Source organism: Microbacterium sp. p3-SID336 (genome assembly GCF_025143365.1).
Taxonomy (GTDB): domain Bacteria; phylum Actinomycetota; class Actinomycetes; order Actinomycetales; family Microbacteriaceae; genus Microbacterium.
Map to the genome: position 1 here is coordinate 1 of NZ_JALXPE010000080.1, position 15,256 is coordinate 15,256.

Consider the following 15,256-nt stretch of genomic DNA (forward strand, 5'->3'; position numbering starts at 1 on the left):
CGCCCTTCGGCTGTGCGGAGACCGCTCAGCTGATCGTGAGGAGCTGGTGTCCGGCGGACACCGTGGCGCCGGCGTCGGCACTGATGTTGCCCACGACGCCGTCCTTGTGCGCCTGCAGCGGCTGCTCCATCTTCATCGCCTCGAGCACCACGACCAGGTCGCCCTTGACGACCTGCTGTCCGTCCTCGACCGCGACCTTGACGACGGTGGCCTGCATGGGCGACTTCACGGCATCGCCGGAGGCGCCGGCGTTCACGGTGGTCGCGTGGCTGCGGCGCGACGGCGGCACCACGGCGGGGCGGCCGGAGGAGCTGGCAGGCGCGGCGACGCGGTCGGGCAGGCTCACCTCGAGGCGCTTGCCGGCGACCTCGACCACGACGGTGTGACGTCCGCCGGTGGCGGGCGGCGCTTCCAGTTCGCCGTCCCAGGCGGGGATGTCGTTGACGAACTCGGTCTCGATCCAGCGCGTGTAGACGCCGAACCGGCCGTCCTCCGCGGTGAAGGCGGGGTCGCGCACCACCTTGCGGTGGAACGGGATGACGGTGGGGAGCCCCGCGACCTCGAACTCGTCGAGAGCCCGGCGTGCGCGCTCGAGGGCCTCCTCGCGGTCCTTGCCGGTGACGATGATCTTCGCCAGGAGCGAGTCGAAGGCTCCGGAGACCGCGTCCCCGGCCGTGACTCCGGAGTCGAGGCGGATGCCGGGGCCGCCGAAGGTCTTGAACACGTGGATGGGCCCAGGCTGGGGGAGGAAGCCGCGACCGGGGTCCTCGCCGTTGATGCGGAACTCGATCGAGTGGCCCTGCGGCTGCGGGTCGTCGTAGTCGATCGTGCCGCCCGCCGCGATGCGGAACTGCTCGCGCACGAGGTCGATGCCGGTGACCTCCTCGGACACCGGGTGCTCCACCTGCAGGCGCGTATTCACCTCGAGGAAGGAGACCGTGCCGTCGGCGCCGATCAGGAACTCGCAGGTGCCTGCTCCCACGTAGCCGACCTCCTTGAGGATGGCCTTGGACGCGGTGTACAGCTTCTCGTTCTGCTCCGGCGTGAGGAAGGGCGCCGGCGCCTCCTCCACGAGCTTCTGGTGGCGGCGCTGCAGCGAGCAGTCGCGCGTCGAGATGACCACGACGTTGCCCGCGGCGTCCGCCAGGCACTGCGTCTCGACGTGGCGCGGCTTGTCGAGGTACTTCTCGACGAAGCACTCGCCGCGGCCGAACGCGGCGACGGCCTCGCGGGTGGCCGACTCGAACAGCTCCGCGACCTCGTCGAGCTCACGGGCGACCTTGAGACCACGGCCACCGCCGCCGTACGCGGCCTTGATGGCGATGGGCAGGCCGAACTCCTGCGCGAACGCGATGACCTCGTCGGCGCCCGACACGGGGCCCGGCGTGCCGGGGGCGAGCGGTGCGCCGACCTTCTCCGCCACGTGGCGCGCGGTGACCTTGTCGCCGAGGGCCTCGATGGCCTCGGGGGAGGGGCCGATCCAGGTCATGCCCGCATCGATCACCGCGCGCGCGAACTCGGCGTTCTCGGCGAGGAACCCGTAGCCGGGGTGCACGGCATCGGCACCGGCACGGCGGGCGACCGACAGGATCTTCTCGATCTGGAGGTACGTCTCTGCGCTGGTCGCACCGCCGAGCGCGTACGCCTCGTCGGCCAGGCGGACGTGCAGTGCGTCCCTGTCCTGATCGGCGTAGACGGCGACCGAGGCGATCCCGGAGTCACGAGCGGCACGGACGATGCGGACGGCGATCTCGCCGCGGTTGGCGACGAGCACCTTCGCGATTGCAGGCATGCTTGCCAGCCTAGCGAGTGGCATCCCGATACTTTTGACGACTCTCGACAAGAAACAGGGAAAAACGTGGAGGGGAGTCTACGACCACAGATCCGTCCACCGAACACCGAGTTCGGCGGCGAGCCGGCGCACCGTGGACAGGGACATGCCGACGACCGTGGAGGGATCGCCGTCGACGCGGGTGATGAAGGCGCCGCCGAGACTGTCCACCGTGAACGCGCCGGCAACGTGCAGCGGCTCCCCGGAGCCGACGTACGCGGCGATCTCGTCGTCGCCCACATCCGCGGCGAACGTGACGGAGGCCTCGGCGACCGCGGTCGCCTCCACGGGCGCTGTTCCCGGCGACACGCGGAACACGGAGTGGCCCGAGTGCAGCACTCCGGTCGCGCCGCGCATCTCCTGCCACCGCCGGGTCGCCTCCTCCGCCGTGTACGGCTTGCCGTACACCCGACCGCCGAGCGCGAACATCGAGTCGCCGCCGATCACGAGACCGTCGAACGTGCCCTCGGCCGTCAGCTGCTCGGCGACCGCCGCGGCCTTCGCCCTGGCCAGCAGCAGCACGAGCTCCGCCGGTGGGAGGTCCGCACCGCGTTCCGACGCCGCAGCGGCGGCCACGGCGTCCTCATCCACGTCGGGCGACACGGTGAGCGGTTCGATGCCGGCCTGACGCAGCAGCATCAGGCGTGCGGGGGAGGTCGAGGCGAGGCAGACGCGCATGCCCACCACCGTATCCTCGAAGGATGACTTCCTCCGCAGCCGACGTGCTCGAACTCGACATCACCGGCATCGCCCACGGAGGCACGTTCATCGCCCGTCACGAGGGGCGCGTGGTGTTCGTCTCCGACGCGATCCCCGGGGAGCGCGTCCGCGCGCGCCTCCTGCCGCCGCCCGAGGGTGCGGGCGACGCCGACACCCGCAGCTTCTGGCGCGCCGACACGGTCGAGGTGCTCGACGCCTCCCCGCATCGGCAGCCGCACATCTGGCCGGAGGCCGATGTCACGCGCGACCCGGCGCAACGACCGGGCGGTGCCGACCTCGGTCACATCGACCTCGCCCACCAGCGCGCACTGAAGCGCCAGGTGCTGAGCGAAGCACTGGGCCGGTTCGCCGGGGAGGGGCTGGAGGCGCCGGAGATCGAGGCTGTCGAGTCGGGGGACGGCCTCGGCTGGCGCACCAGGGTGACCCTGCACGTGGACGACAGCGGCGCGGTCGGCCCGTTCGCCGCGCGCAGCCACCGGGTGATCCCCGTCCGGTCCCATCCGCTCGCGCGCCCCGCCGTGGCCGAAGCCGCTCTCGCGCTCCGCAGCGGGGAGCCCGGCCGCGTGGAGCTCGTGGAGCCGGAGGACGGCGAGGTTCGAATCCTGCGGCATCCCGATGCGGACCGGCGCGGCCCGCGCGGGATGGGTCGGCGTCCGGCTCCGGAGGTCGTGCGCGAGCGGGTGGGCGACCGCACGTTCGTGGTGGACGCCGGCGGCTTCTGGCAGGTGCACCCGCGAGCGGCCGCTGTGCTCGACGGCGCCGTCTACGGGCTGCTGGACGGCCACGTGGAGCCCGAGGCGACGCACTACGACCTCTACGGGGGAGTCGGGCTCTTCGCCCGCACCCTGGCCGACCTGGGCGGCACCGACGTGGTCACCGTCGAGTCGAGCAGGAGGGCGACGGAGCACGCCAGGACGAACCTCGCCCCGCTCGAGGTGACCGCGGTGACGGCACGCGTGGACCGGTTCCTGCAGGGTGCCACGAGCTCCGGGAGGACCGGCGCCGTGGTGCTGGATCCCCCGCGCGCCGGGGCCGGTCGCACCGTCGTCGAGGGCGTGCATGCGCTGAGTCCCGAGGCGATCGCCTACGTCGCCTGCGACCCTGTGGCCCTCGCCCGCGATCTCGGCACATTCCGGGGCCTCGGCTGGCAGGTGCGCACGCTCCGCGGGTTCGACCTGTTCCCGCACTCGCACCACTTCGAGGTCGTCGCGCTTCTCACCCGGTGAACGTCGGCGGTGCCGCTGCGCCGACAAACTAGGCTGTCGGCATGAGCACCGTCGCCCTCATCGACGACCACGAGTCCGTCCGGCTCGGCCTCGAGGCCGCCTGCGCGCGCGACGGCCAGAGCGTGGTCTTCTCCGGCAGCACCGTCGGCTGCTATCTGGCCTGGCGTGCCTCCTCGTCGTCGCCGCCGGCCGATGTGGTCGTCCTCGACCTCACGCTCGGCGACGGCACCACGGTCACCGAGAACGTCACCTCCCTCGTGGCGGACGGCGCGAGCGTCGTGATCCACAGTGTGGCCGATCGTCCCGCCGCGGTGCGCGAGGCCCTGGCCGCCGGCGCGGCGGGGGTTGTCAGCAAGTCCTCGGCCCTGGACGACGTTCTCGACGCGATCCGCACGGTGGCGCAGGGCGAGGCGCTCAACAACGTCGAATGGGCCAGCGCGGTGGAAGGGGACCGCGCGTTCGCCGATGCGCAGCTGTCGACGAGGGAGCGCGAGGTGCTCCGCCTGTACGCGACGGGACTCCCGCTGAAGGCGGTGGCCGAGCGCCTGGGCGTCGCCTATTCCACCGCCAAGGAGAACATCACCAGGATCCGCGTCAAGTACGTGGAGGTCGGGCGTCCCGCGCCGACCAAGGTCGATCTGCTCCGCCGCGCGATGGAGGACGGGATCGTCGGCGCGGACGGGGCGCCGAGTGCCCGCTGAGCCGCTCAGCGTCCGTGACGCCTGGAGCAAGATCCCGTCGCCGGGGAGCGTGGAGAGCGGATTCGAGCGCTTCACGGGCAAGCGCATGGAGCGCATCCTCGCGATCGTGGTGGCGCTGGGATCCGCCGTGCTCGGTGCGCAGGCGCTGATCGCGGCGGTCGGCACCCTGTCGCGGGCGGACGTGCCGCACATCGCGATGCTCGTGGTCGTGTTCGTGCCGCTCGCGGTGATGCTGGTCGCGTGTCTGTCCGGGCGCGGGGTGCGTGCCGCCTCCGGCGTGTTCGCCGTCGTCTACGTGCTCGCGCTCGCCGTCTGGCCCGTGGTCGTCGATCCGATGGACAAGGCCGCGGGGGAGCAGCCGTGGATCTTCTTCCTGGTCAACGTGGGCGTGGTCGCGGCGATGCTGGCGTTCCCGCTGCGCCTCCAGTTCGCATGGGCGGTGGGTGTGCCGTTCGTGTACGGCTACGTCCGGCTCGTACAGGGCGGGTTCTCCCGGGAGTTCTGGGTCACCACCGCGTTCGACGTGTCGTTCACGCTCATCCTCGGTGTGGTGATCGTGTCCCTCGGGTGGATGTTCCGGTCTGTCGCCGCGGGTGTGGACGAGGCGCGAGGGCGGGCGGTGTCCTCGTACGCCACGGCGGCGGCGGTGGCGGCGGCCGAGGAGGAGCGGGTGGCGATGTCGGCGTTGATGCACGACAGCGTGCTCGCGGCCCTCATCGCGGCAGAGCGGGCCGAGGGCGAGCGCGCGCGCGAGCTGGCGGTCGCCATGGCCCGCGAGGCGCTCACCCGGCTCGCGAACACGGAGGCCGCCGTCGCCGAGGAAGGCAGCGATGAGCCCGTGGGCACGGCCCAGGTGGTCGTCGAGCTGCGGAGGGCGCTGTCCGAGCTGGGCGCGGACGCGATCGTGGAGGAGCGCGGCGGTATCGGGCTGATCCCCGGTCGGGCCGCGAGGGCCCTGGTGCTCGCGGCGCGCCAGGCGATCGGCAATGCGGTGACGCATGCGCACGGCCGCGGGCTGCACATCGTCGCAGAGGGACACGGGGATGAGGGCATCGCCGTGACGATCTCCGACGCCGGCCCCGGGTTCGACGTCGATGCGATCGGCCCGGACCGGCTGGGGATCCGCGCATCCATCCTCGCCAGGATGGCGGGTGTGGCCGGCACCGCGAGCATCTCGTCGACCGCGCAGGGGACGACGGTGACGCTCGGATGGGAGCGGTCGTGAACCGGACGGTCCGCAGCGTCGCCACGTCACTGGCCGTCGGCTTCGCCCTCTACTTCGTCGCGCGGGGCGTGTGGTGGATCGAACAGCCGACGGCCCCGCTGCTCATGGTGCTGGCGATCGCGCTCTACCTCGCGGTCGTGAACCTCGCGATCCTCGGCCACCCGTCCACCGTGCGCATGCCGCTCTGGACAGCGCTTCTCGCGCTGGCGACCAGCGCCGTCGTCCCCGCCCTCGTCACACTGTCCCTCGCCCCGTCCGATCGCACGGCGCCGTTCGCCACCTGGTACATCGGGGCTCTCGGTCTGCTGGCGGTCGTGTGCGTCGTGCGGCGTCGCCCTCTGATCGGCTGGGCGGCGCTGGCGGTGCTCGTCGCCTCGGCGTCGGTCGCCCTGGGCATCGTCGTCGCATTGAACCTGGGTGTCGTCGGCTCGATCATGTGGGTCGTCGTCGCGCAGCTGCTGGTCATGTTCTGGGACCGTGCGGTCCGGGACACGGAGCGCCTCGCGGAGATCCAGCAGGCGGTGTCGGCCTGGCACGCGACGCAGCGTGTCCGCCAACGGGAACGGCGCCTGCGCACGCAGTTCGCCCTGGCGGTCGCGGGGCCGGTGCTGAGCCGGGTCGTCGCGACGCGCGGCGTGCTCGATGAGGAGGAGCGGCTGGAGGCCCGGCTGGCGGAGGGGCGCCTGCGTGACGAGCTGCGCGGCGCCGAGCTGCTCAACGACGATGTGCGCAACGCGATCGAGGCCGCACGTCGGCGTGGCGCCTCCGTGACGGTGTTCGACGAGGGCGGTCTGGACGGCGTCGGCGAGTCGCGGCGCATGGAGATCCGCGACGAGCTGGCCGCGGTGCTGACGAGTGCAGGCGACGGCCGCATCATCATCCGGTCCGGCCGCGATCCGATCGTGGCCGTCACTGTCGTGGGACGCGCAGGACTGCGATCCTCCGATGAGGATGCCGTCGACCTCTGGCACGAGATCACCCGGGAGCCGGTCGCGGAGAAGCGCACCCGCGAGAGCTGAGAGTGGGCGAGGGGCGGCGAATCCGCCTGCCCCTCGCCGTGCGGACAGTTACCCGAAAACCGTCCGCTGGTGGCCGATCAGCGTCTGTCTACCCTGGGACAGAGAGACCAGCCGAACGCGAAGCGTCCCCTTCAGTCTGCGGGGTCGCGAAAGGGTTGTCTGTAGGTATTTTGGGGGACACGGACGACCGGGCTCGAGGAGGAGGATCGGACCATGGCAATGCGACGCGGAACCAACCTGCCCCGGATGGGCGACTTCAATCAGTCCGTCATCCTGGAGGCCGTGCGACACGCGGGTGACGGTCTCAGCCGCATCGAGCTCGCGGAGGTGACAGGGCTCTCCGCGCAGACCGTGACGAACATCACGCGCCGACTGCTCGACGACGGCCTGATCCGGGAGGCCGGGCGCACCATCACGGGTCCCGGCAAGCCCAGGGTCACGCTGAGGCTGGTTGAGGAGAGCCGGTTCGCCGTCGGCGTGCACCTGGATCCGGCCGTCATGACGTTCGTGCTGCTGGATCTCGCCGGGGAGGTCGTGCGCCGGTCCAGGGTGGCGACGCCGTCGCCGGACCCCTCCCGGATCCTCACCGCGATGGCGGAGCGCATCGAGGAGCTCGTTGCGGATTCGGGAGTGGACAGGGCGCGCATCGTCGGCGTCGGGGTGGCGGCGCCGGGCCCCTTGGACGCCGAGCGGGGGACCGTGATGGATCCGCCGAAGCTCCCGGGTTGGCATGGTGTCGAGCTGCGCGCCGAGCTCTCGCAGGCGACGGCACTGCCGGTGCTGCTGGAGAAGGATACGACGGCCGCCGCCGTCGGCGAGCTGTGGACCGGCCGCGGCCCTGTCGACGACTCCTTCGTGTTCCTGTACCTGGGCACGGGCATCGGCGCCGCCATCGTGCGCGACGGCGAGGCGGTCCGCGGCAGCACGCACAACGTCGGGGAGATCGGTCACATCGTGGTGGATCCGGACGGACCGCGCTGCCCCTGCGGGTTGCGCGGCTGCGTCGACGTGGTCTGCACGCCGCTCGCGATCGTCGCCGAGGCGGAACGACTGGGCCTGTTCGCACCGGACAGAGCGAACGCGGACGTGGAGGAGGTCGACGCCCGGCTCACGGCGTTGAGCGCGCAGGCCGCGGCGGGGGACGCTGCCGCACTCAGCGTGCTGCGGGGCTCCGCCGAACCCGTGGCCACGCTGACCCGTGTCCTGACCGACCTGCTGGATGTCGACAGGGTCGTGTTCGGCGGACCCTCGTGGGCGCGACTGGCCGACGTCTATCTCGCCGAGATCCCGCCGCTGCTCGAACAGTCGAGCGCCACCAGGGCATTTCGTTCACTGCCCGTCGACGGCACGGTGGTCGGCGACGACGTGGGCGCGGTCGGAGCCGGCTGCGCGGTGCTCGACTCGATGCTCGCCCCGCGCGCCTCGGATCTGCTTCTCGGCGACTGAACGAGCGGAAGCGGTTCAGCCCGCGAATCGTCCCCACGGGATGTCGCGGCGCAGCGGACGGCGGAGGGGGCGCTGCGTGCGCTCCCAGGCCGACACGCGCGGCTCGTCGACCGTGGCCTCGGCCTGCTCGGTGGCGTAGGCGGCGCCGATCACGGCGATCAGCGCCGCGAGCTCCTCCTCGGTGGCGCTGCCGCGGGTGATCTCCAGCATCGGCACCGCGGGCACGGCGTCGTCTGTCGGGCCCTGGCCGGTCACAGCGGGATGTTCCCGTGCTTCTTGGGCGGCAGCTCTGCCCGCTTGCCGCGGAGCGATCGCAGCGCCTTGGCGATCGCCACCCGCGTGTTGGCCGGCTCGATGATGCCGTCCAGCTCGCCGCGCTCGGCGGCGAGGAAGGGGGAGGCGACGTTGTACGTGTACTCGTTCGCCAGGCGGGTGCGGACGGCGGCGACGTCCTCGCCGGCCTCCTCCGCCTTCTTGATCTCGCCGCGGTAGAGGATGTTCACCGCGCCCTGACCGCCCATGACCGCGATCTCCGCGGTGGGCCATGCGAGATTGACGTCCGCGCCGAGCTGCTTGGACCCCATGACGATGTAGGCGCCGCCATAGGCCTTGCGCAGGATCACCGTGACGAGCGGCACGGTCGCCTCCGCGTAGGCGTAGAGCAGTTTCGCGCCGCGGCGGATGACGCCGGTCCACTCCTGGTCGGTGCCGGGAAGGTAGCCGGGGACGTCGACGAGGGTGACGATCGGGATCGAGAACGCGTCGCAGAACCGCACGAAACGGCTCGCCTTCTCACCCGCCTCGATGTTGAGCGTTCCCGCCATCTGCGAGGGCTGATTGGCGATGATGCCCACCGATCGGCCTTCGACGCGGCCGAATCCGATCACGATGTTGGGCGCGAACAGCGGCTGCACCTCGAGGAAGTCGCCGTCGTCGACGACGTGCTCGATCACCGTGTGGATGTCATAGGGCTGGTTCGGCGAGTCCGGGACGATCGTGTTCAGCGTGCGGTCGGCGTCGGTCGTCTCGAACTCGAATGCGCTCTCGTACGACGGCAGCTCGGCCATGTTGTTGTCCGGAAGGAAGCCGAGCAGCGTACGGGCGTAGTCGATCGCATCGTCCTCGTCCTCGGCGAGGTAGTGTGCCACGCCGGACCGGGTGTTGTGCGTGTAGGCGCCGCCGAGCTCCTCCATGCCGACGTCTTCGCCGGTCACGGTCTTGATGACGTCGGGACCGGTCACGAACATCTGGCTGGTCTTGTCGACCATGATCACGAAGTCGGTGAGCGCGGGGGAGTAGACGGCGCCGCCCGCGGCGGGACCCATGATGATCGAGATCTGCGGGATGACGCCGGACGCCCGCGTGTTCAGGCGGAAGATCTCGCCGTACTTTCCGAGGGCGACCACACCCTCCTGGATGCGCGCGCCGCCGGAGTCGAGGATGCCGATGCACGGCATGCCCCCGGTGAGCGCGTACTCCATGATCTTGACGATCTTCTCGCCGGCGACCTCGCCCAGTGAGCCGCCGAAGGTCGAGAAGTCCTGCGAGTACACCGCGACGGTGCGGCCGTGGATGGTGCCCACCCCGGTCACGACCGAGTCGCCGTAGGGGCGCGAGCGATCCATGCCGAACGCGGTCGTGCGGTGGCGCACGTACTCGTCGAACTCGACGAAGCTTCCCGGGTCGACGAGGAGCTCGATGCGCTCGCGGGCGGTCATCTTGCCCTTCGCGTGCTGCTTCTCCTTCGCCTTCGCCTCGGCGTCGACGACGGCCTCGGTGTAGCGGGCGCGGAGGTCCGCGATCTTGCCGGCGGTGGTAAAGAGGTCGGGCTTGTCCGTCACGGATTCCACCCTAGCGCCGCGTTCGCCCGCTCCGTTGGATGCTCGGCACAACGGCCCGCCCGATCCTTTGGCGCGGTCCTCTCCTCGGCGTCAGTGCTCGGTCGAGCCCGCACCGGGGTTCGACGGCAGGTCGTGGTCACCGGAGGCGGCCGGGCCCTCGTCGAGCTCCGCCTCGCTCCGGGACCGCCGCCGTGTCGTGAGCTCGCCGACGCGATGCCCCACCCACCCGGCACCGCGCGCGACCGTTCCGGCGGCTCCGGCGACCGCGTTGCCGGCGTACTTCGCTCCCCGCAGCATCTTGAGCTCCAGCTTCTCCGCACCCGCGACCGGCTCGAGCTCTGCGGGGAGGTCCAGGGGTGCCGCCCCGAACGCGCGGTGCGAGGTCGTGAGGACTCGTCTGCCGAGGAGGTGGTTGCCCGCACCGCCGATCGCGGCCCCGATGCCGAAGGGCATCGCCTTGCCGAGGAACGAGGCGCCCCCCTTGGCCGCGAACTGCTTCATGAACATGCCCTTGAGCTGATCCACCAGCGGGCCCACCGCGGCGCGGGGGAGGGACTTCGTCACCATCTCACCCCAGTACGCCGAGCGGCTGCCCCCGCGCCCGCCGAGCTGACCCGCCAGCTGGCTGACGAGATCCACGCCCTCCTTGCCCAGCATGAGCGTCATCACGAGCGCTCGCGCGCGATCCGGGTTCGCCACCGCGATGCCGTGGACCTCGGCGACCGACTGCGCGAACAGGGCCGTGGATTCCACGAAGCCCACCGTCTCCACCCCGGACAGCGCCAGCGTGACTCCGGTACCGATCCCGGGGACAACGGCGGTGGCGCCGACGGCGGCACCGCCCGCGGTCACGGCCGCCAGGTAGCGACGCTCGAGGATGCGGACGATCTCTGCCGGGGTCGCGTGCGGATTCCGGAGGCGGATGCTGCGGATGTGCGCGAGCACGAGGGGGCGCTGGATCGACAGCACGCGATCCAGCCCACGCACCATCATCGGGTGCTCGGGCGAACCGACGGGCGGCACGGCCTTGTCCCACGGGGCGTCGTCCGGGAGCGAATGGATCTTGTGCACCTTGGGGGCCATGAGCCGATCCTACGAATTCCGTCCGCGAAAACACCGAGAGCCCCGCCCCCTTGACAGGGCGAGGCTCTCGTGAGATCAGCTCATACGAACAGGTTCGCCCGCTCGAGGTCTTCCGCGAAGTCGACCTCCACGGCGTACAGGTCGGACACGTCCATCGGCTCGAGCAGCAGGCCGTCTTCCGCGATGGCCAGCTCGAGACCGCGCTCGAAGTAGTCCTGGTCCTCGACCCGCTGCAGCTGGCGCATGAACGCCTTCTTATAGCGCGAGGAGATGTAGTTGATGCCGACGGCTTCGCCCAGCCCGCCCTTCACCGTCTTCGACAGCTCGTTGATGAAGCCCTCCGCGGTGACGGTGTACTTCACCTCCTCGTCGCTGACCTTGGCGGTGTTGACGGTCACGAACGACTGGTCGCGCTCGATGTACTCGACGGCGCGGCCGAGGATCATCGGGTCGAAGACGACGTCGCCGTTCATCCACAGCACGCCGCTGCGACCGGTCGCGCCGAGAGCGCGCAGCAGGCTCTTGGAGGTGTTGGTCTCGTCGTAACGGTCGTTGTGCACGTAGTTGACGGTGGGGAAGGCCTCGATGATGGTCTCGGCGCGGTAGCCCACCACCGTGGTGATGCGCGCGTCGGAGCCGAAGGCGGCCCGGATGTTGTCGTGCTGCTGGCGCATGATCGTGCGGCCGTCGCTGAGCTCGGTGAGCGGCTTCGGCAGAGCGCGGCCGAGGCGAGAGCCCATGCCGGCTGCGAGAATGACGGTCTGAAGAGTCACGAGTGCTCCTAAAGGAAGTTGTGTTCACGGTCGGTTCACCGACCAGACACTTCGTCGTGCCGGGAATCATGCTAGCGATTCCCCCTGAGAAGCCCGGGGCCAGGAGGACCCCGTTGCCATTTCGTGACCGAGTACACACGCAACGCACAGGCTCGACAACCCCCTTGCGTTCGGTGGAGAAAGGGTGTCCTCACCTGGATTGTGACGTCGGGCCTTGGTTCGCCGCCACCCATTGATACCGTAGGACGGTGACTGCCTCCCCTGACGACCGCACCGCCCAGGTGGACGAGAACGAGATCCCGGCCGCGACGCCTGCGGCGAAGCGTGCGCCGAGGCCTGCCGCAGCCGAGAAGCCCGCCGCGAAGAAGCCCGCGACCGCGGAGACGCCCGCCACCGCGAAGAAGACCGCAGCCCCGAGGAAGAAGCCGGCAGCCTCGAAGGCCGCCGCTGCCGAGGACGCGTCGACGCCGACCTCGTCGGCCGAGACGAAGGTGACGAGGACGAGCACGGGAGAGCAGACCGGGGACGCCGCCCGGGCAGCGAGCACTGCGTCGAAGGGCGCTGCGACGAAGTCCACCGCGCGAGTCGCCGCAGCGAAGGCCACGGCGCCGAAGACGACGGCGGGGAAGACCGCGGCCTCGAAGACCGCGCCCACGAAGGCGACCGCGGGGAAGACCGCGGCCTCGAAGGCGACGGCGGCGAAGACCGCGTCCACGAAGGCGACCGCGGGGAAGACCGCCGCCTCGAAGGCGACTCCGGCGAAGACCACCCCGACGAAGACCACGGCCAGGCGAACGGCGACGCAGTCCGTCGCGTCGTCGTCGGAGGCTGAGACCTCTACGAGCGGATCCGTCCGATCGAGCGCTGCGACATCACGTTCGGTTCCGGCGAAGTCCGCGGCAGAGAAGGCCGCCGCCACGCTCGAGGTCGTCGTCGAGCCCACCGCGAAGGCGAGCGTCGACGCCGCGACTGCACGCGCGGCTGCCGCGAAGAACACCGCGGCGCGCTCGTCGTCGCCTGCACGGTCTTCCTCCGCGCGGTCAGCCACGGCGCGTGCGGCGGCGTCCAAGAACTCCGCGGCTTCGGGATCGACCACCGCCTCGCGGGCGGCAGCGACCAAGACGGCGGCTGCCAAGGCGGCCGCGGCCAAGTCCGCCGCCGCGAAGAGCACTGCGCGCTCCACCGCCGCCAAGACCGTCTCGGCGAAGGCGGCTGCGGCGAAGAAGGCGGCGGCAGAGGCGGCGGCGAAGAGGGCGGCGGCAGAGGCGGAGGCGGCAGAGGCCGAGCTGACGGTCGCGGCGCCCGCGGACGCCGTGGCGTCCGGCGAGAGCGCCGTCGCCGCGCCTTCCACGGACGACACGTCAATGGGCGACTCCGCTGCGGCCGCAGACCCCGCGGAGGTCGAGGCCGCGGCGCCGCCGGCGCCCGGCGAGACGGCCACTGCGACCGTCGTCGCGGATGCCGATGCGGATGCGCCGGCGACAGCAGCTGCCGACGCCGGCGTCGTTGAGGCCCCCGACGCGACCCCGCCCGTGCACGCCGATGCTGCGACCGCGATCGCGGCCCGGGCTGAGGATGCACATACGGTCGAGGCTCCGGAGGAAGAGGCGGGTGCTGCTCCGGAGAGCGATGCCGCACCGGCCGGGGTGGCACAGGAGGCGGTCGCCCCCGCGGCTGCCGATCCCGTCGAGCCGGTTCTCGAGGCGGAGGCGGTCCCCGCCGAGCCCGCGGTGGTCGTGATCGACCCGGAGACGGAAGTGGAGCCGCCGTCGAGCGGCGAGGAGTCCGCCGCGGCGGAGCCGGGCACCGAAGCCATCCGCATCCGTGGTCTGGTCAAGCAGTTCGGCGACAACCGGGCGGTGGACGGTGTCGACCTCACCGTCCCTGCCGCATCGTTCTATGGCATCGTCGGGCCCAACGGGGCAGGCAAGACCACCACGCTCTCGATCGTCGCCGGACTGCTGCGCGCGGACGAGGGGAGCGTCCTCATCTGCGGCATCGACCAGGCTGCGGAGCCTCTCGCAGCCAAGCGCGTGATGGGCGTGCTGCCCGATCGGCTGCGCACGTTCGACCGGCTGACCGGACGACAGCTCCTCTACTACTACGGGCTCCTGCGGGGGCTCGCCGCCGACGTGATCGAGAAGCGCGCAGCGGATCTCGCTCGCGCCTTCGACCTGGGAGACGCGCTGAACCGCGTGGTCTCCGACTACTCCGCCGGCATGACGAAGAAGATCATGCTCGCCGGCGCCATGATCCACTCGCCGCGCGTGCTGGTCCTCGACGAGCCATTCGAGTCCGTCGATCCGGTGTCGTCGGCGGTGATCCTCGACATCCTCCGTGCCTACGTGTCGCACGGCGGCACGGTGATCCTGTCCAGCCACGGCATGGACCTGGTGGAGCGGGTGTGCTCGCGCGTGGCGATCATCGTGAACGGCGAAGTGCTCGCCGAGGGCACGATCGACGAGGTGCGCGCGGGGCAGACCCTGGAGTCGCGCTTCGTGGAGCTCGCCGGTTCGAGCAGCGAGGTGGAGGGGCTCGAGTGGCTGCACACGTTCTCCGACTGAGGTTCGCACTCCTCCTCGGCTCCCTCCGTGGCGAGCGTCGGCTCCGGACGATCCTCTCGTTCGCCGCGGTCCTCGCGATCACCGTCGTCGTCTGCATCGCCGTGTTCAGCCTCAACGGCGCGCCGGCACCGGTCGCCCGGGCCGTGACCGTGCTCGGCGGCGGTGCGGTGCTGCTCGGCTTCCTGGTCGGCCCGCTGCTGGTGGGGGCCGTCGACCAGCTCGACCCGCGCCGATTCGCCGTATTCGGCGTCGACGAGCGCCGCATGCCGTGGGTGCTCGCCGTCGCCGCTCTGGTCAGCGTGCCCAGCTTCGCGCTGCTGGCGGTGTACATCAGCGTGTGCATCGTCGCGATCGGGGCCGGCACGCCCTGGGTGCTCGCCGTGCTCCTGTCTCTGATCGGCCTCGTCACGACCGTGCTCATCTCACGGGTGGGCATGGCGCTCAACGCGGCGCTCCTTCCGGAGCGACGCTCCCGCGAGCTCACCGCGCTGTTCGCGCTCGCGCTGATCGTGATCGCCTTCCCCGTCGCGGTCTTCCTCGGATCGCTGCGCTGGGACGGGGAGGTTCCCGCCTCGCTCGCCGCCCTCACGACCGTGATCGGCTTCACGCCGCTGGCCGCCTCGCCCGCTGCACTGTTCGCCGCGGCGGAGGGAGAGACCGGACAGGCGTGGATCAGCGGCGCGATCGCGGTCGTCACGCTCGCCGGACTGTGGGCGCTGTGGTCGTGGTTCGTGCGGCACCTGCTTACGACGACCGAACGCCCGGTCGCCGCGCGCGAGCGGTCGGGCCTCGGCTGGTTCGGACTGCTGCCGTCCAACGCGTTCGGG

The 15,256-nt window shown here is 71.2% G+C and carries 13 protein-coding genes and 1 pseudogene; 7 read left to right on the top strand and 7 right to left on the bottom strand.

Annotated features, from left to right (window positions below; genetic code table 11):
• Positions 1 to 25: 25 nt before the first annotated feature.
• Both M3C17_RS17410 and M3C17_RS17415 read right to left on the bottom strand, forming a co-directional pair.
• Positions 26 to 1,792 carry a biotin carboxylase N-terminal domain-containing protein gene (locus M3C17_RS17410; RefSeq protein WP_259979247.1) on the bottom strand — a complete coding sequence of 589 codons (1,767 nt, stop codon included), beginning with the start codon at positions 1,790 to 1,792 and terminating at the stop codon, positions 26 to 28.
• 78 nt (positions 1,793 to 1,870) lie between these two features.
• Positions 1,871 to 2,509 (bottom strand): nucleoside triphosphate pyrophosphatase, encoded by a 639-nt coding sequence (locus M3C17_RS17415; RefSeq protein ID WP_259979262.1) that lies wholly within the window; start codon positions 2,507 to 2,509, stop codon positions 1,871 to 1,873.
• A 23-nt stretch (positions 2,510 to 2,532) separates the two neighbouring features.
• Between M3C17_RS17415 and M3C17_RS17420 the strand changes: the two genes are divergently transcribed.
• The 5 genes from M3C17_RS17420 to M3C17_RS17440 all read left to right on the top strand — a co-directional run bounded on the left by M3C17_RS17420 (position 2,533) and on the right by M3C17_RS17440 (position 8,168).
• A complete protein-coding gene (locus M3C17_RS17420) occupies positions 2,533 to 3,777 on the top strand; it encodes a class I SAM-dependent RNA methyltransferase (RefSeq protein ID WP_259979248.1) in 1,245 nt (414 codons plus the stop codon).
• Between the two features lie 41 nt (positions 3,778 to 3,818).
• A complete protein-coding gene (locus M3C17_RS17425; RefSeq protein WP_259979250.1) occupies positions 3,819 to 4,478 on the top strand; it encodes a response regulator transcription factor in 660 nt (219 codons plus the stop codon).
• A complete protein-coding gene (locus M3C17_RS17430; RefSeq protein WP_259979251.1) occupies positions 4,468 to 5,703 on the top strand; it encodes an ATP-binding protein in 1,236 nt (411 codons plus the stop codon). Before M3C17_RS17425 ends, M3C17_RS17430 begins: the two co-directional genes overlap by 11 nt.
• A complete protein-coding gene (locus tag M3C17_RS17435; RefSeq protein WP_259979253.1) occupies positions 5,700 to 6,722 on the top strand; it encodes a hypothetical protein in 1,023 nt (340 codons plus the stop codon). Before M3C17_RS17430 ends, M3C17_RS17435 begins: the two co-directional genes overlap by 4 nt.
• Positions 6,723 to 6,968: 246 nt before the next feature.
• Entirely contained in the window at positions 6,969 to 8,168 is a 1,200-nt protein-coding gene (locus M3C17_RS17440) for an ROK family transcriptional regulator (RefSeq protein ID WP_259979265.1), read from the top strand.
• 15 nt (positions 8,169 to 8,183) lie between these two features.
• On the opposite strand, the gene M3C17_RS17445 is transcribed toward M3C17_RS17440, so the two are convergent.
• The 5 genes from M3C17_RS17445 to M3C17_RS17465 all read right to left on the bottom strand — a co-directional run bounded on the left by M3C17_RS17445 (position 8,184) and on the right by M3C17_RS17465 (position 13,225).
• Entirely contained in the window at positions 8,184 to 8,423 is a 240-nt protein-coding gene (locus tag M3C17_RS17445) for an acyl-CoA carboxylase subunit epsilon (RefSeq protein ID WP_259979255.1), read from the bottom strand.
• Entirely contained in the window at positions 8,420 to 10,009 is a 1,590-nt protein-coding gene (locus tag M3C17_RS17450) for an acyl-CoA carboxylase subunit beta (RefSeq protein ID WP_396820458.1), read from the bottom strand. Before M3C17_RS17450 ends, M3C17_RS17445 begins: the two co-directional genes overlap by 4 nt.
• 90 nt (positions 10,010 to 10,099) lie before the next feature.
• Complete coding sequence (locus M3C17_RS17455; protein ID WP_259979257.1) at positions 10,100 to 11,092, bottom strand: hypothetical protein; 993 nt, start codon at positions 11,090 to 11,092, stop codon at positions 10,100 to 10,102.
• A gap of 80 nt (positions 11,093 to 11,172) precedes the next feature.
• Positions 11,173 to 11,865 (bottom strand): NTP transferase domain-containing protein, encoded by a 693-nt coding sequence (locus tag M3C17_RS17460; RefSeq protein WP_259979259.1) that lies wholly within the window; start codon positions 11,863 to 11,865, stop codon positions 11,173 to 11,175.
• Positions 11,866 to 12,055: 190 nt separating this feature from the next.
• On the bottom strand, positions 12,056 to 13,225 hold the full coding sequence (locus M3C17_RS17465) for a hypothetical protein (protein WP_259979260.1): 1,170 nt from the start codon (positions 13,223 to 13,225) through the stop codon (positions 12,056 to 12,058).
• A gap of 4 nt (positions 13,226 to 13,229) precedes the next feature.
• Between M3C17_RS17465 and M3C17_RS17470 the strand changes: the two genes are divergently transcribed.
• Together M3C17_RS17470 and M3C17_RS17475 are read left to right on the top strand one after the other, a co-directional pair.
• Complete coding sequence (locus tag M3C17_RS17470) at positions 13,230 to 14,429, top strand: ABC transporter ATP-binding protein (RefSeq protein WP_311198453.1); 1,200 nt, start codon at positions 13,230 to 13,232, stop codon at positions 14,427 to 14,429.
• Positions 14,405 to 15,256 (top strand): annotated as a pseudogene (locus M3C17_RS17475) (hypothetical protein); the annotation flags it as partial. The gene M3C17_RS17470 and the pseudogene M3C17_RS17475, both read left to right, overlap by 25 nt.